This is a genomic window from Bradyrhizobium sp. CB2312, from assembly GCF_029714425.1.
Lineage (GTDB): Bacteria > Pseudomonadota > Alphaproteobacteria > Rhizobiales > Xanthobacteraceae > Bradyrhizobium.
In genome coordinates this window covers 4,360,829-4,374,819 of record NZ_CP121668.1, presented here as the reverse complement: position 1 = coordinate 4,374,819, position 13,991 = coordinate 4,360,829, and the positions used below count along the sequence as shown (strand labels likewise).

Below are 13,991 nucleotides of genomic sequence, written 5' to 3'. Positions count from 1 at the left end.
TGTTATTGCCGCATGATGGCGGCGACGCAGAGCAGCACGATCAGCGCCAGGAAGAACAGGTCCATATAGGACTTGAGCTCGCCGTCGCGCCGCAGCCGCGCGACGTCGGCGACGACCTGCTTGCGCGCCGCGGTTCCGCCCGAGCCGTCGTTGATCGGGGCCTGGAGGCGGCGCGTCTCGGCCTCCAGCTTCTCGATCTTCTGGAAGAAGTAGAACGCGCGCAGCGTCGAGGCCGCGCGCATGGCGGAATAGACCAGCACCAGGATCGCCAGGATCGCCCGGTTCGGATACTTCTCCATGAAGTTCAGGCTGAAATAAACCACCGCCAGGAACGCGAAGTTGGTGACGAAGCGGTAGACGAAACTGAGGAAGACCATGCTGGCTCGAGCCTTGAGGGGTGCGCAACCGGATCGGGTTGCGGGTACGGGATCGGGGAGACCCAGAGCGGAACAGCCGGCCTGGACGCCGTGCAGGTCGGTCTACGCGAACTTTGTTTCAAGAAAGATACCGCCGCCCCCGCAACTCGCCGCCTTTTAGCCGCGCGCCGCCATAATGCAAGCCGGAGCCCGGCGGCCGGCAATGGAGATTTGGCCGAAGTCGCGATAGACTGGCACCGCCACAAGTGGGGTCTGCCGATGCCGAAGAAGGGAATCACGGGCCACGACGAATGGGTTCTGACCGAGGCGCTCGCGACCGCGCTGGTCGCGCTGGAGCAGCTCGAACCCAAGCACCAGCCGAACGCGCATATGGACGACCTACGCAAGATGCTGGCGAACGGCAAGGAGCCGGCGGCGGTGAGCCTGCATCTCGCCCAGGCCAAATGCCGCCTGTTTCCCGACCTCGATCCGCTGGAGATCTATCGGGAATACGGCATCGGCGAGGAATATGGCTGAGGCGCGCGCGGCGGTGTGCACGCATTGACTGCGATTTCAAGCGGTCAAGGATGGAGCCTTACGGCCCGCCCGCAACCGAACCGGCGATCACCATCGCGAGCGCAGCAAGATCGATCCGGCCGTTGACGATCAGCTCCTCCGAGCCTTTCGCCTCGCCTCCGCCCTCGACCGTCAGAGCCTGCGGCCGGTTGGCCGCCTGCCGCTCCAACTCGCCGATGATGGCTTCCTTGAGCTTCTCTTCCAGCATGAGCTTGTCCTTCAGGCTGCCATCGCGCGGCAGGATTGGGCGCAGGAGCGGCACATCGTGACGCACTCCTCCATGCCGCCGATCCGTTCGCAATCGGCGGCGCATTCGCTGCAGATTTCCGCGCATTCGCCGCAGGTGTGCCGGTGATGCGGCGTGTTGATCAGCATGAAATGCGCGGCCGTCCGGCACATTTCGGCGCAGGCCATCATCAGGCGGAAGTGCCTGGGCTCGACATGCTTGCCGCCGGTCTCGAGGCAGTGGTTCATCGCCGTGCCGAGGCAGGTCTGGTAGCAATTCATGCAGAGCGCGATGCAGCGGGTCACCTCTTCGGATTGAGCCATCCCATCTCTCCAATTGCGCTTCGATGCCGCCCTGCCCGCTCACGCTCAACCAAGGCGAGGCTTCGATCGTTCCTGCCGTCCGGCTGAATGTGAATCCGGGGAACCGTGCATTGCTCGGTGTCGCCGGCGCGCCAGTCGTCGGCAAACATGCTCAGGGCCGCGCTTCTCATGCCAGGCGCGGCGGCAGGCTGTTGTGGATGGTGCAGGCGGCGATTGCGGCGTGACCGAACGCGACCGAGATCTGGTGCAGGTCGGTCACGACGTCGCCGATGCCAAGGAGCCCGCTGACAGAGGTGTGCTGATGGTCATCGACTTTCAAATAATTGTCGGCGGTATGCTCGGCGCCGAGCGACACCGCGAGCTTTGAACGCACCTCTGCGCCCATGACGGGATAGACCATGTCGAATTGCGTCGTTCGGCCGTTCGCGAACACGGCTTCGATCCTGTTCGCGGTCCGCCTGAGGCGCAGGTCCGGCGCAAACACCACCTCGACCCCCGCCTCGGCCAGCCCCGATGTTGCGGTCTCCTCGCCATCCCGCGCGGTTGCGAACAGCGTCACGTCGCGCGAGTAGCCACGCAGGAACAGCGCCTTGCCGGCGGCAGGACCGAGCGGGCCGACGACGCCGATGCGGCAGCCGCGCGCCTCAAAGGCGTCGCAGACCGGACAGTAGCGCAACAGCCCGTCCGCGACGGCCGCGCGCCATTCGTCGAACGGCGGATGGGTGTCGACGATGCCGCTGGCGAGAATGACGGTGGCGGCCTCATGCGCGCCGCCGCTCCAGCTCGCCTGAAAACCGTGCCCCTGCCGCTGCAATGCCGTGACCTCGGCCTCGACGCGCGTGACGGCGAGCTCGTCCAGTTGCGCCGACATGCGCGCGATCAGCTCGGCGCCGGACAGGCCGTGGACGAAGCCCGGAACGTTATGGCTGCGCGGGATCAGCGCCGCTCGGCTCGCGCCGGTATCCACAACACAGACGCGGCGGCGGAAGCGCGCCAGATAGATCGCGGCCATCATCCCGGCCGGGCCGCCCCCGACGATCAGGCAATCGATCGGTTGTGCACCGCTCATTTGGGATTCGGATCCTGAAGACCGGCGCCAGGCTCCTGAAGGCGCCCGCTCCGCGCCAGCCGGACCGCATTGCCCAGCGCGCGTGCGGCGTTCACGACCTCCTGCTGAAATTCACTGTCCTCGTCGAGCTCGTGGTGCGAGGTGGCATAATGGTCCATGTAGCCGACATAGCCGTCGAGCTCGGCGAAGCGGCCTGCCGAGATCAGGTGCATGTCGGTGAGCCAGTCCGACAAGGCCCGGCGCACGCCCTCGGCACCGACGGCGTCGCCGTGAACCACCAGGCCGAAATGGCGGCCGGCGAGATGGCGCGGATAGGACCAGCCCTTCAGCTCGATCGCCTTGGCTTCCCCAGCAGTCTTGCCGTGGGTCGAGGTCGGATCGGGATTGCCGCCGTCGGCGCAGACCATGCGGTCCATCATCGCCTTGAGCCCGGCAGGCACGTGATACCAGTTCACCGGGGTCACGATCAGAATGCCGTGAGCTGCGACCCAGAGCGGATAGATCTCGTTCATCCAGTCGCGGGTCTGTCCGAGCGAATAGTTCGGATAGCAGCTGCACGGCCAGTGACAGAGCGGCATCGCGGTCGAGACGCAGGACTTGCAGGGATGGATGGTCTTGCCGAATTCGGAAGCAAGGCGCGACAGATCGAGGATGTCGACGGCAAAGCCCATCTCGGTGAAGACCGGCTCGGCAAGCTTGACGAGGCGCCAGGTCTTGGACATCTCGCCGGGACAGGTGTGCTCGCTGCGCGCCGATCCGTTGATGATCAGGATGCGCGGCGTCTCGCTCGCATCGTCGTGCCGCCGCTGTGCCGCCAGCACCGCGGCGCGGGCATCCAGCCAGTCGAGGGCGATGTCGTAGTCGGGATCGGCAAATCCGGGGCCGGCCTTGCGCGTCAGCGGCGCCTTGCGCGAATGGCTGTAGGCGTCCCAGGCGGCACTCACGATGGCGTCAAGCTCGCGCCCGAGCGGCGCAAAGACGGGATCGATGAACTGGCTCTTGTAACGGCGCTCGAACTCCGCGCGCGACAGCTTGACGGGCGGCATCCCCTTGCGAACGTCGGCTTCCGTCATGCTGGCTCCTCGCGAGGTCGGTCTCATGCGACCAACCCGGGGCGCTGCGCGCGGTTCCGCTCCGCTCTACTAGCGAACGACCTCCGGCGGCAGATCGAATTGCGCGATCCGCCGGTCCAGCCGCCACAGCTCGATGCGGTGGACCAGAACGAGTGCCGCGGCCTCGCGCTTGGCCTGCTCGTCATCGTCGCAGACGAGGTTGATGCAGCCGAACACATGCCCCTCCCGATCGATCTGGAAGGCGCGATAATGCTTGATGCTCCGCATGATCATTCTCCTCGTCTTGGGCAGGCGGGCGCGCTGAGCCAGTCTGTCAGATTTGAGGTCACCTCGTTCTGCTTGGCGCGGCGCAGCAGCATCTCGCGCTCCCTGCCAGGCGGCAGGCTGCGGGCACGCTCGCGGGCGCTTTCGGCGAATGCGGTCAACCGCTCCTGGAGCGATTGGGTCTGTTTCCTGCGGTTGCGTTTGGCGGTCATTGGACTTTTCACGGATGATTTCGGATGGACGGAAATCGGCCCCGGCGGGGGATTGGGCGCCGGGGCCCAAGTCATCAGTCATTGAGCTGCCGGTGGGGCGGCCCTGTCCGGCAGCCTACATAGCTTCCGCCGCGATTTCGGGTTCCGGCATTTCAATAAGTTAACGCTGCGTGATTTTGCGCAAAGCGCGTGCGCACTGCGGCATCGGTTCGTCGAGAGCATGAATAGGCGCGCCGAGAGGCGGCGCATTGCGGCAGCAAATGCGCCGGAACCGAAATGCTGATTCGCTTGTTCATGAAGGACTTGAAGGAGGATCATCATGGCGAAAGCAGCATGGAAGCGGCCGGGGTCACCGATCGGCCGCAAGGGACCACGCAAGGCAAATCCCGCGTACAAGCGGCGCGCGCGCCAGCCGTGGACGCCTGCGGATGTGAGCAAGTTGAAGCAGCTCGCGAAGGGAAACACGCCGACGGGCGTGATGAGCATCAAGCTTCAACGTCCGGTCGCGGCCATCCGCAGCAAGGCGCAGCGCGAAGGAATTTCGCTGAGGCCGACCAATCGCTCACCCTATAACAGGCGAACCAAAACGGCGAAGCGGCGTTGACCGGAGGCACCGCCGGGTGACAACCGGACACAACGGGGACGATGGACGTGGTGCTCATTTTTCCGGTTTCTGCCCACGACATCAGCGCATCGGTACGCGCCGACATCTGACCCGTTCCCGGCGCGTGCAGCTCGCGCTTCACTCGCCCGCATCATTGTCTAGTCCGGCGGCTGCAAGCCCGGCGACCGCAGTCATTCGCTCATCTGAGATCCCGTTTCCGCCTGGCGCGCCTTGTGCAGCATCTCGTCGCGCGCGGCCCCGGGCGGAAGCGATCTGGCTTTCTCGCGCAGCCGCTCCGCTTCCGCAGCCAAGCGCGTCTCCATCAAGTCCGTTTGTTTGTGACGACGCCGTGTCAACATGAGCGTTCTCCCTGACCAAGAGGCAGAGCGCGCCGTTGCGTTCCTGTCACGGGTGGTTGCCAAAGCCGAATCGGCATGGCGAACGTCAACGTTCCCGACGCGAAACAGTTGCTCGGTTCCGCGAATTGGCTGGCTCAGCCCTCAATCGGGCTCGTCTTGATCGGGCTCGTCTTGCCGATTGTCGCGATAGGCCTTGATCTCCGAGCGCGCCATGGCGCTTTTCATCACCGCAAGGCGCGCCGCGTCCACGTTGCGGCCATGCTGCTCCGTGACCCGCCTGTGCTGATCGCGAAGAATGCGGCTTGCTTCGATGGCCCGGGCCGCACGGGCCAAGAGCGCGTTTTGCATTGCCCATCATAGGCGCAGCAGCGTCGTCCCGCCTTTGCACAAGTTACTCAAACGACGTCATTGGCTCAAAAAAATTCGCGCGCCCACTAACCCTGATCAAGTTTCTCGATTGGCGCGTTGCGTCCCGCAGCGCCCATCAACCGCGCCGGTAAAGCTGCAAATAGCTCGGCGAGTACAACGCCGCGTCCTTCAGTGCGTCGAGATCGCTGATGGTCAGCGTGCGATCGCGCAGCACGATCAGGCCGGAGGCACGCAGCTCCTGGATGGTCCGGTTGAGGTGGACCACCGAAAGCCCGGTGGCGTCGGCGAGGTCCATCTGCGTGATCGGCATGATGCAGGAATTTCCGTCGACCATGCCGACGGGGCGAAGCCGCTCGAATATCTCGCAGAACAGATGCGCCACGCGTTCCAGCGCAATGCGGCGGCCGAGATTGATCGCCCATTCGCGCTGGATCGCGGTGTTGACGAGGGTCTCGCACCAGAATGCTTCCGCGAGCGAACGGTCGGCGACCACCAGCGCCTCGAATCGCGCGCGCCTGATCTCGGCATAGACCACCGGCGTCAGCGTCGCGATGGAATGGTCCATCACCGAGAGCAGGAACGCATGCGCGTCGCAGCTCTCGCCCGGGAAGATGAAATTGACGATCTGGCGCCTTCCGTCCTCCAGCGTCTTATAGCGGCAGAGCCAGCCCGACAGCACGACGCGGACGCTGTCGACGGGATCGCCCTCCGAGATCAGGTCCTCGCCGGCCCCGGCGCGCTGCAGACCCTCGAGCATGGCGTATTCGAGCGATGCACGGGCTTCGGCCGACAACGGCCGCAGCGCGCTCAGCCGGCGGATGGCCGGCTCCAGCAGGCTGCGATCGGAGGTCGACAGGGTCATCAGCCAGCCACCACCGGAGTGTGGAACGTGCGCTTGCTCAGGGGGATGCAGATCGTGCATTGCAGCCCGGCCGGGCTGAACGCCATCGTGGTCTGTCCCTTGAACTCGAACGCCAGCGTGCGTTCCAGAAGCTCAGTGCCAAAACCCTTTCGCGGCGGCGGTGTGACCTGCGGTCCGCCGCGCTCGCGCCATTCGAACACCAGCTCCGCCGGCTCCGTGCTCTCGTCGAGGCGCCAACTGATTTCAATGCGCCCGGCCGGCTGGCTCAAGGCGCCGTATTTCAGCGCGTTGGTCGCGAGCTCGTGGATCGCGAGCGCGAATGTCTCTGCGGCCTTGGGCTGGAAGCGCACCTTGGGGCCGGAGACCCGCATCTGCTCGCCCTCGCGGGCGTTGTAGGCGAGCAGCTCCTCGACCACGAGATATTCGAGGTCGACGCCACCTTCGGGATCGCGGGTCACCAGCGCCTGGGTGCGGGCGAAAGCGTTGAGCCGGCCGTCGAGATGGGAGGCGTATTCCTCGACGGTTGTGCTGGAATCGGCCGAACGGCGGGCGATCGAGCGCACCACGCCGAGCGTGTTGCGGACGCGATGCTGAAGCTCGGCCAGCAACAGGCGCTGCCGCTCCTCTGCACGGGTGATCGCGGTGACGTCGATGAAGGTGACGACGACGCCGGCGATGAAATTGTCGATGCTGCGATAGGGCAGGATGCGCACGATGTAGCGCGTGCCGCTCTCGGGCGCGCTCAGCTCGCGTTCGCTGGCGGCAAGCGTGCGCAGCACGCGGCGGACGTCGTCGTAGAGCTCTTCGATCGGGATGCGCGCCTTGATATGGGCGATCGGCCGGCCGGCATCGGTCTCGACGAGATGCAGGACCTGCGTGATCGCCGGCGTGAAGTTCATCACGCGCAGATCGTTGTCGAGGAACACGGTCGCGATCTGCGTGCTCTCGAGGAAGTTCTTGAGGTCGCTGGTGGCGCGTGTCAGCTCCTGGACACGGTGCGCCAGCTCGCCATTGACGGTGGTCAGCTCCTCGTTGACCGACTGCAACTCCTCGCGCGAGGTCTCGAGCTCCTCGTTGGCCGATTGCAGCTCCTCGTTGAGCGACTGGTATTCCTCGTTGGAGGATTTCAGCTCCTCGTTGGTGCTCTCGAGCTCCTCGATGGTCGCCTGGAGGCGCTCACGCGTGGCGCGCAGCTCGCTTTCGAGTCGCTCGACATGCTCGGTGCGTACCAGCGCGCTCGGGTTACCCGGGTTCGCCTCGATCGTGCGGACCGGACCGTCCTTGAACAGCACCACGAAATTGCGATGGCCGCCGACGCCCTCCTGGATCGGCTCGACGGTGATGTCGACCAGGACGCGGTGGCCATTGACTCCAAGCTGCACCTGTTCTGCCTGGGCCGCTTCGTTGGTCTCCGCCGCGCGGCTCAGCGCGCTGCGCAGCTCGAGCCTGAGATCGCGGTGCACGAGCTGGAGCAGGTCGAGCGTGGCTGCGCCCGCCGTCGGCTCGATGTAGCGCCCGGTACGTCCGGAGAAGTGCAGGATCTGGAAATTGTCGTCGGTGATGACGTAGGCGGGCGCATAGCGCTCCGCGATCCGCTGTGCGCGCCGCTCCAGCCCGACGTCGGGTCCGAACGAGCGCACCGGCGGCACCTCGACCGGCGCCCTGCCCGCCGCGGTCGTGATCGGAAATTCCGGCGGCAGCCGCGTTCCGGTGTCGAGCTTCCTGAAGATGCGGGCGCGCCGGTCGATCGGCGCGAACAGTTTTGGATGCCGCGTCACGTTCTCGGAATTGCCGAGAAACAGATAGCGCTCCGGCAGCAGCGCGAAATGGAACAACGGGATCACCCGGTTCTGCAATTCGGCATTGAGGTAGATCAGCAGGTTGCGGCAGGAGACGATGTCGAGCTTGGAGAACGGCGCGTCCTTGATGACGTTGTGCTGCGAGAAGATGCACATCTCCCGCAGCTCCTTGACCACGCAATAGGTGTCGCCCTCGCGCACGAACCAGCGCGCCAGGCGCTCGCCGGTCATGTCGGCCTCGATATTGGTGCGATAGCGGCCGACCCGCGCGGTTGCGAGTGCCCGGCCGTCGATGTCGGTGGCGAAGATCTGCACCTGCGGCGCGGAGTCCATCCGGGCCATCTGCTCGCGCAGCAGGATGCCGATCGAATAGGCCTCCTCGCCGGTGGCGCAGCCGAGCACCCAGACGCGCACTTGCTGGCCGGTGCCCTTGCCCTCGAAGATCTTCGGAATGATCTGGGATTCCAGCACCTCGAACTCACGCTTGTCGCGGAAGAACTCGGTGACGCCGATCAGCAGATCGTTGAAGAGGTTCTGCGCCTCGTCCTTGTCGTTGCGCAGGAAATCGACATAGGCGGGAATCTCGTCGATTTGGACCACCTGCATGCGCCGCTGCACGCGGCGCAGGAAGGTGTTCTGCTTGTAGCCGTGGAAATCGTTCCCCGTCTTGTTGCGCAGGATGTCGGCGATGCGCGACAGCGAGGTCGCGGCCGCGGCGAGCACCTCGTCAAACCCCTGCTTCTCGTCCAGGCGCCGAAGATGACGGGCGTAGACCTGGATATGTTCGGGGATGTCCTCCGGCGGCAGCACGTAGTCGGCGATGGCGGCGGGCGTATTGCTGTCGTGCAGATGGTCGGCCTCTTCCTGGCTCACGACCTTCTCGGCGATCGCGAGGCCGCCATGATCCTTCAGCGTGGCGGTGCCGAGCGTGCCGTCGCCGCCGGTGCCGGCGAGAATGACGCCGATGGACTGCTCGGCGCGCTCCTCGGCCAGCGACACCAGGAAGCTGTCGATGGTGGCGCGCTCGCCGGGCGCCTGCTCGGCCCTACGGATCGCAAACCGGTCGCCCTGGATCGTCGTGATCATCGCCGGCGGACACAGGTAGATGGTGCCGCCCTCGATCTCATGGCCATCGCCGATGTCGGCGATCTTACTGCCGTTGGAGCCCTGAACGAGGCCACGCAGGCGGGATTCGTCGAAAGCCTCGTGATACTGAAGAGCCAGGACGATGGCCTGATCGGCGCCGACGCTCAGCTTGGCGAAAAAGCGCTCGATGCTGTCCAGTGCGCCGGGCGAGGCGCCCACGCCGATGATCAGCGGGGACTTGATCTGACGCTCTCCATCAACCGGCTGGTCGCCAATTTCATTCATGGCCCTGGCAGCTTTCGTTCACCGACCGGAACCAACGGGACCGGTCCCTGCAAATAGCAGAAATCGATATTACCCCAACAGATCAGAGGCAAAAATGTCCCGTAGTGCTTGGCACGATCCTACCGGGCGTGGTCGGGTTCCAGTCCGAAACTCAGGCGTGCCCGGCCCGGCAAAAGCCGCAATGCACCGCGAACGGCCGCCGTTGGAGCGCCGGGTACGCAGCCAGGACGGGCGGCCTTTAGTCGCCCGGATCGACCTCCCGCTGGAGATATGCCACGCGTTGCTCGATCAGCGTCCGGTGGCGTTCCCACTCCACCAGCGTCTGCTTGAGCAGTTGCACCAGCCGCTCCGCCTGGCGGGCGTCGTGGCCGCCGGCCATGAGTTCAAGCACGCGTTCTTCCTGGTCGCGGATGCGCTGCCAGCCTTCCTCGATGTCGTGGTCGGCCTTCACCAGCAGGCTCTGCTCGGCATTGAGCTGCGCGGTGCGTTCGGCAAGGGAGATGGCCATGGCAGAGCCTTCACGCCTCCCGTTTGCGAACGGGAGGATCGAGCGATTTTAGCACGACGCGCCGGATCATGTCGGCATATTCGCGATATTCGGCCGCCCGCACCTCGTACATCTCCGCGACAGCCGCCCGCCCGGCACGCCGGCCATCGGCCGCCATGCGCTGCACCAGTTCCGCCCGCTCCTCGATGATGCGCAGCGCGACCCGCAAGGCTTCATCCACCCGCCCCTCCTGCTCCTTGCCGAGCGCATCGGCGGTGTAGCCATGACCGACCTGGCAACGAAAGCGCATCGGGCGGGACTCCTTGACCACGGACAGGACGCCGCCGCAGGCCGGGCAGGTCAGCGCAACGGGATCGGCCATCGAAACAAGGTTGTCGCTACCGATCCGGTCACCAGCCGCGATCTCGACCTCGAGCTTGATCTCGGGTGGGATCGGCAAGACGTCTCCGGCCTGCTCCCTGGCCAGTTCGGACAGGACGTCGCCCATGCCGGCGCCGGGAACACAGAGGTCGATGGTGGTCGCTTCCATCCCGCGCCGGGGCATCTCGTCGGCAATGGCGTCCGCGGGGTCCTGAACCACCGCCATCCCGCCGCAGCGCTTGATCGCATTGAGGCCGGCGGCGCCGTCGGAGAGTAGACCGCTCAGCAGCACGCCGATCACGTGCGGGCCGTGATACAGGGCGGCGGAGCGGAACAGGGCATCGATCGCCGGCCGGACCATGTTCTCACGCGGGCCGCGCCCGAGAAAAATGTGATCTTCCGACAGCAGGAGATGGTGATCCGGCGCGGCTAGGTAGATCCGGCCCGGCTCGATCTTCATGCCGTTTTCGGCCTGGCTGACCGGAAGCCGGCTGGCACTGCTGGCGATCGTCGACAGGATGCCGATGCCATGCGCCGGAATGTGGAGGACGATGAAGATGGCAGCGGGCAGATCGGCGGGCAAACCACCCAGAATCTGCTTCAGCGGCTGGGTGGCTCCGGCCGAGCCGCCGATGACGATGATGTCACGGTTGCGCATGGAACCGGCCTTCGCCTGCATTGTTTGCACCAAGGCGGGCCGACGCCTTATGTTCCTATGAACTTGAAGCGAATACCGGAGGCACCATGGCGGTATCGCCGACATCATTACGTCAACGCGGGCAACTCACCGGGCGGCGCATTCTCGTCGTCGAGGACGAGTATTTCCTCGCCGACGACATCGGCAAGACGTTCCGCGCGCTCGGCGCGGAGATCGCCGGTCCCGTCGGTCACCTCGACGACGCGCTCAAGATCCTGCACGACGGCGGCGTCCTGGATGCCGCCGTGCTCGATGTGAACATCCGCAACGAGATGATCTTTCCGATCGCGCGCGAGCTGAAGGCGCGCAACATCCCCTTCGTGTTCACCACGGGATACGACAAGATCACCCTCGGTCCGGAATTTCAGGACGTGCCGCTGCTGGAGAAACCGATCGATCTTCCGGCGATGGCGCGGAAGCTGGCCGCGCTCATTGCCGATCCGCGGGCCTGACACGCAGTGAGGCGTGTTCGCACCACTCACTTGCGGGCTCGCGGCGATCAGAACAGATGCGCGAAAGCGAGCCAGGCGGTCACCACCAGACACAAGAGAGTCGCAGCATAAGGCAGCGCGACGCGCAAGACAGGCCTCCCCGCATCAACTCATCATCATCCAGACGATTGCCACCAGCATCACGAGAAAGCCCGTGATTGCAGTTGCCACGAAAGCCTGTTCGATACGATCCATTGCCATCGCAGCCCCCTGTTCCAGCGTGAGCAGTTTGACCGCTTCGGAGGCCCGGCGCATTAGGCTATGTGAATCGGCGCCCTCCTTCCGTTTGGCCGCGCAGAATTTGCCGGATCGCCGCGCGGAAATTGCGCCGCCCCTCCTCCTACGACTTGGCCGTGCCCGGCTCGGCCATCTTGCGATGCTGCTTGGCCAGCATCTCGTTGGGCGTGACGTTGGCGATCGTGGTCTGGATCTTGTTCTTCATCCCCGTGACGACATCGGATTCCCCACGCAGCATCGCATCGAAGCCCGCCTTGGCGACGTCATAGGCGCTATCTTTCGGCTCGGTGCCTACCTTGGTGTCCATCATGTCGGCGCGGCGGAAGAATTCGGTCTCGGTGGCGCCGGGCATCAGGCAGGTCACGGTGACGCCGCTGTCGCGCAGCTCCTCGCGTAGCGCAAACGAGAATGAATCGAGGAATGCTTTGCTGGCATTGTAGACCGCCTGAAAACTGCCCGGCGTGAAGCCGGCGATCGACCCCGTGATCAGGATGCGCCCGGAATTGCGCCGGAGCATCTCGTTACCGGCACGATGGATCAGATCAAGCGTGCCGGTAATATTGGTGTCGATGATGCGCCTGATGCGCTGGAAATCCTGATCGAGGAACGCCTTGCCGAGGCCGATGCCGGCATTGGCGAGCAGCGCGTCGATCGGCCGGTCGGCCACCGCGGCGCAGAGCTTGTCGACACCTTCGGTGGTGGCGAGATCGGCCTGCACCGGCTCGACGCTGCCGCCGAGCCTGCGCAGATCAACCGCCACCCGCTCAATCTCGGGCTCGTCCGCCACGATGACCAGATTGAAGCCTGCTTGGGCGCAGCACCTGGCGAGCTCCAGGCCGATCCCGGTGGAGGCGCCCGTGACGACGGCGAATTGATTGGCGGGCATGAGCGTGTTCCTTCGACACAATACTTGGGGACGATGATCACGCCCAATCACCGGCCTGCTCCCTCGTTCCTAATTTTTGCGCAGGGCGGTGCGGTGCGAAGAATTTGCGACCGCGTAGCAACCATCGTTCATCGCTGGACTTAGATGGCGTGATCGAGCTCGGAGGACGGAGATGAAGGCGCTGGTTTGGCATGGCAAGGAGGACATCAGGTGCGACACCGTCACCGATCCTGAAATCCAGGACCCGCGCGACGCCATCATCAAGGTCACGAGCTGCGCCATCTGCGGCTCCGACTTGCATCTCTTCCACAATTACATTCCGGGCATGCTGCCCGGCGACATCATGGGCCACGAGACCATGGGCGAAGTGGTCGAGGTCGGCTCCGGCGTCGACGGCAAGCTGAAGAAAGGCGACCGCATCGTCGTGCCGTTCACGATCATCTGCGGCGAATGCGACCAGTGCAAGCGCGGCAATTTTTCCGTTTGCGAAACCACCAACCGCAAGCGCCATCTAGCCGACAAGGTGTTCGGGCACACCACGGCGGGCCTGTTCGGCTATACGCATCTGACCGGGGGCTATCCCGGCGGCCAGGCCGAATATCTGCGTGTGCCCTTCGCCGACGCTACCCACATCAAGGTGCCCGCCGGCGTCCCCGACGAGCAGTTGCTGTTTCTCAGCGACATCTTCCCGACCGGCTGGCAGGCCGCCGTGCAATGCGACATCGTGCCGACCGACACAGTCGCGATCTGGGGCTGCGGTCCGGTGGGGCAGATGGCGATCCGCAGCGCCATCCTGCTCGGCGCCAACCAGGTGATCGCGATCGACTGCCTGCCCGAGCGGCTCAGCATGGCGGAAGCCGGCGGCGCCACCACGATCAATTTCGAGACCGAGAGCGTGCTGGAGCGGCTCAAGGAGCTGACCGACGGCAAGGGCCCGGAAAAATGCATCGATTGCGTCGGCATGGAATCCCACGTGATGGCTTCCCTGCCCGACACGCTGCTCGACCGCGCCAAGCAGATGGTGATGGCGGAGAGCGACCGACCGCATGTGCTGCGCGAGATGATCTATGTTTGCCGGCCCGGCGGCATCATCTCGGTGCCGGGCGTGTACAGCGGATTCTCCGACATGCTGCCGATGGGCGCCTTCATGAACAAGGGACTGACGATGCGCACCGGACAGACCCACGTCAACCGCTGGACCGACGACCTGCTCCGCCGCATCGAGGAGGGCCAGATCGATCCGTCCTTCGTCATCACCCACACCGTTCCGCTCGAGCAAGGCCCCGAGATGTACCAGGTGTTTCGCGACAAGCGCGATTCCTGCGTCAAGGTCATGCTGAGGCCCTGAG

18 protein-coding genes are annotated in these 13,991 nt (G+C 64.9%); 4 read left to right on the top strand and 14 right to left on the bottom strand.

Annotated elements, in window-relative coordinates:
• Nucleotides 1–2: 2 nt before the first annotated feature.
• Nucleotides 3–377 carry a hypothetical protein gene (locus tag QA642_RS21375; RefSeq protein ID WP_283086371.1) on the bottom strand — a complete coding sequence of 125 codons (375 nt, stop codon included), beginning with the start codon at nucleotides 375–377 and terminating at the stop codon, nucleotides 3–5.
• Nucleotides 378–635: 258 nt separating this feature from the next.
• Between QA642_RS21375 and QA642_RS21370 the strand changes: the two genes are divergently transcribed.
• Nucleotides 636–893 (top strand): hypothetical protein, encoded by a 258-nt coding sequence (locus tag QA642_RS21370; protein ID WP_181411698.1) that lies wholly within the window; start codon nucleotides 636–638, stop codon nucleotides 891–893.
• A gap of 58 nt (nucleotides 894–951) precedes the next feature.
• Here the strand turns inward: QA642_RS21370 and QA642_RS21365 are convergent, their stop codons facing one another.
• The 6 genes from QA642_RS21365 to QA642_RS21340 form a co-directional block, all read right to left on the bottom strand.
• A complete protein-coding gene (locus tag QA642_RS21365) occupies nucleotides 952–1,140 on the bottom strand; it encodes a hypothetical protein (protein WP_283086370.1) in 189 nt (62 codons plus the stop codon).
• A gap of 11 nt (nucleotides 1,141–1,151) precedes the next feature.
• Nucleotides 1,152–1,481, bottom strand: coding sequence for a four-helix bundle copper-binding protein (locus QA642_RS21360; RefSeq protein ID WP_283086369.1), 330 nt, complete (start codon nucleotides 1,479–1,481; stop codon nucleotides 1,152–1,154).
• Between the two features lie 166 nt (nucleotides 1,482–1,647).
• Entirely contained in the window at nucleotides 1,648–2,550 is a 903-nt protein-coding gene (locus QA642_RS21355; RefSeq protein WP_283086368.1) for an NAD(P)/FAD-dependent oxidoreductase, read from the bottom strand.
• Nucleotides 2,547–3,623 carry a flavodoxin family protein gene (locus tag QA642_RS21350; RefSeq protein WP_283086367.1) on the bottom strand — a complete coding sequence of 359 codons (1,077 nt, stop codon included), beginning with the start codon at nucleotides 3,621–3,623 and terminating at the stop codon, nucleotides 2,547–2,549. Before QA642_RS21350 ends, QA642_RS21355 begins: the two co-directional genes overlap by 4 nt.
• A 69-nt stretch (nucleotides 3,624–3,692) precedes the next feature.
• Nucleotides 3,693–3,890: a hypothetical protein gene (locus QA642_RS21345; protein WP_283086366.1), complete on the bottom strand. Its 198-nt coding sequence runs from the start codon at nucleotides 3,888–3,890 to the stop codon at nucleotides 3,693–3,695.
• 2 nt (nucleotides 3,891–3,892) lie between these two features.
• The gene (locus tag QA642_RS21340; RefSeq protein ID WP_283086365.1) at nucleotides 3,893–4,099 is read right to left on the bottom strand and encodes a hypothetical protein; all 207 of its coding nucleotides are present in this window, start codon (nucleotides 4,097–4,099) and stop codon (nucleotides 3,893–3,895) included.
• A 319-nt stretch (nucleotides 4,100–4,418) separates the two neighbouring features.
• On the opposite strand from QA642_RS21340, the gene QA642_RS21335 reads away from it, so the two are divergent.
• Entirely contained in the window at nucleotides 4,419–4,703 is a 285-nt protein-coding gene (locus tag QA642_RS21335) for a hypothetical protein (RefSeq protein WP_283086364.1), read from the top strand.
• A gap of 500 nt (nucleotides 4,704–5,203) precedes the next feature.
• Here QA642_RS21335 and QA642_RS21330 read toward each other — a convergent pair whose 3' ends face one another.
• The 5 genes from QA642_RS21330 to QA642_RS21310 all read right to left on the bottom strand — a co-directional run bounded on the left by QA642_RS21330 (nucleotide 5,204) and on the right by QA642_RS21310 (nucleotide 10,989).
• On the bottom strand, nucleotides 5,204–5,410 hold the full coding sequence (locus QA642_RS21330) for a hypothetical protein (protein WP_283086363.1): 207 nt from the start codon (nucleotides 5,408–5,410) through the stop codon (nucleotides 5,204–5,206).
• A 136-nt stretch (nucleotides 5,411–5,546) separates the two neighbouring features.
• Nucleotides 5,547–6,293 (bottom strand): Crp/Fnr family transcriptional regulator, encoded by a 747-nt coding sequence (locus QA642_RS21325; protein ID WP_283086362.1) that lies wholly within the window; start codon nucleotides 6,291–6,293, stop codon nucleotides 5,547–5,549.
• Entirely contained in the window at nucleotides 6,293–9,463 is a 3,171-nt protein-coding gene (locus QA642_RS21320) for a CheR family methyltransferase (RefSeq protein ID WP_283086361.1), read from the bottom strand. Before QA642_RS21320 ends, QA642_RS21325 begins: the two co-directional genes overlap by 1 nt.
• Before the next feature lie 238 nt (nucleotides 9,464–9,701).
• On the bottom strand, nucleotides 9,702–9,971 hold the full coding sequence (locus QA642_RS21315; protein ID WP_283086360.1) for a hypothetical protein: 270 nt from the start codon (nucleotides 9,969–9,971) through the stop codon (nucleotides 9,702–9,704).
• A 10-nt stretch (nucleotides 9,972–9,981) separates the two neighbouring features.
• A complete protein-coding gene (locus QA642_RS21310; RefSeq protein ID WP_283086942.1) occupies nucleotides 9,982–10,989 on the bottom strand; it encodes a chemotaxis protein CheB in 1,008 nt (335 codons plus the stop codon).
• A gap of 86 nt (nucleotides 10,990–11,075) precedes the next feature.
• Between QA642_RS21310 and QA642_RS21305 the strand changes: the two genes are divergently transcribed.
• The gene (locus QA642_RS21305) at nucleotides 11,076–11,480 is read left to right on the top strand and encodes a response regulator (protein ID WP_283086359.1); all 405 of its coding nucleotides are present in this window, start codon (nucleotides 11,076–11,078) and stop codon (nucleotides 11,478–11,480) included.
• Between the two features lie 144 nt (nucleotides 11,481–11,624).
• Here the strand turns inward: QA642_RS21305 and QA642_RS21300 are convergent, their stop codons facing one another.
• Complete coding sequence (locus tag QA642_RS21300; RefSeq protein ID WP_283086358.1) at nucleotides 11,625–11,774, bottom strand: hypothetical protein; 150 nt, start codon at nucleotides 11,772–11,774, stop codon at nucleotides 11,625–11,627.
• Between the two features lie 85 nt (nucleotides 11,775–11,859).
• Nucleotides 11,860–12,642 carry an SDR family NAD(P)-dependent oxidoreductase gene (locus QA642_RS21295; RefSeq protein WP_283086357.1) on the bottom strand — a complete coding sequence of 261 codons (783 nt, stop codon included), beginning with the start codon at nucleotides 12,640–12,642 and terminating at the stop codon, nucleotides 11,860–11,862.
• Between the two features lie 172 nt (nucleotides 12,643–12,814).
• On the opposite strand from QA642_RS21295, the gene QA642_RS21290 reads away from it, so the two are divergent.
• Entirely contained in the window at nucleotides 12,815–13,990 is a 1,176-nt protein-coding gene (locus tag QA642_RS21290) for a zinc-dependent alcohol dehydrogenase (protein WP_283086356.1), read from the top strand.
• The last annotated feature ends 1 nt before the right edge of the window (nucleotide 13,991 follow it).

What these genes read in the sequence shown, in the direction of transcription:
- QA642_RS21375 (WP_283086371.1), bottom strand. Translation starts at nt 377, where the DNA reads ATGGTCTTCCTCAGTTTCGTCTACCGCTTCGTCACCAACTTCGCGTTC.
- QA642_RS21370 (WP_181411698.1), top strand. Translation starts at nt 636, where the DNA reads ATGCCGAAGAAGGGAATCACGGGCCACGACGAATGGGTTCTGACCGAG.
- QA642_RS21365 (WP_283086370.1), bottom strand. Translation starts at nt 1,140, where the DNA reads ATGCTGGAAGAGAAGCTCAAGGAAGCCATCATCGGCGAGTTGGAGCGG.
- QA642_RS21360 (WP_283086369.1), bottom strand. Translation starts at nt 1,481, where the DNA reads ATGGCTCAATCCGAAGAGGTGACCCGCTGCATCGCGCTCTGCATGAAT.
- QA642_RS21355 (WP_283086368.1), bottom strand. Translation starts at nt 2,550, where the DNA reads ATGAGCGGTGCACAACCGATCGATTGCCTGATCGTCGGGGGCGGCCCG.
- QA642_RS21350 (WP_283086367.1), bottom strand. Translation starts at nt 3,623, where the DNA reads ATGACGGAAGCCGACGTTCGCAAGGGGATGCCGCCCGTCAAGCTGTCG.
- QA642_RS21345 (WP_283086366.1), bottom strand. Translation starts at nt 3,890, where the DNA reads ATGCGGAGCATCAAGCATTATCGCGCCTTCCAGATCGATCGGGAGGGG.
- QA642_RS21340 (WP_283086365.1), bottom strand. Translation starts at nt 4,099, where the DNA reads ATGACCGCCAAACGCAACCGCAGGAAACAGACCCAATCGCTCCAGGAG.
- QA642_RS21335 (WP_283086364.1), top strand. Translation starts at nt 4,419, where the DNA reads ATGGCGAAAGCAGCATGGAAGCGGCCGGGGTCACCGATCGGCCGCAAG.
- QA642_RS21330 (WP_283086363.1), bottom strand. Translation starts at nt 5,410, where the DNA reads ATGCAAAACGCGCTCTTGGCCCGTGCGGCCCGGGCCATCGAAGCAAGC.
- QA642_RS21325 (WP_283086362.1), bottom strand. Translation starts at nt 6,293, where the DNA reads ATGACCCTGTCGACCTCCGATCGCAGCCTGCTGGAGCCGGCCATCCGC.
- QA642_RS21320 (WP_283086361.1), bottom strand. Translation starts at nt 9,463, where the DNA reads ATGAATGAAATTGGCGACCAGCCGGTTGATGGAGAGCGTCAGATCAAG.
- QA642_RS21315 (WP_283086360.1), bottom strand. Translation starts at nt 9,971, where the DNA reads ATGGCCATCTCCCTTGCCGAACGCACCGCGCAGCTCAATGCCGAGCAG.
- QA642_RS21310 (WP_283086942.1), bottom strand. Translation starts at nt 10,989, where the DNA reads ATGCGCAACCGTGACATCATCGTCATCGGCGGCTCGGCCGGAGCCACC.
- QA642_RS21305 (WP_283086359.1), top strand. Translation starts at nt 11,076, where the DNA reads ATGGCGGTATCGCCGACATCATTACGTCAACGCGGGCAACTCACCGGG.
- QA642_RS21300 (WP_283086358.1), bottom strand. Translation starts at nt 11,774, where the DNA reads ATGCGCCGGGCCTCCGAAGCGGTCAAACTGCTCACGCTGGAACAGGGG.
- QA642_RS21295 (WP_283086357.1), bottom strand. Translation starts at nt 12,642, where the DNA reads ATGCCCGCCAATCAATTCGCCGTCGTCACGGGCGCCTCCACCGGGATC.
- QA642_RS21290 (WP_283086356.1), top strand. Translation starts at nt 12,815, where the DNA reads ATGAAGGCGCTGGTTTGGCATGGCAAGGAGGACATCAGGTGCGACACC.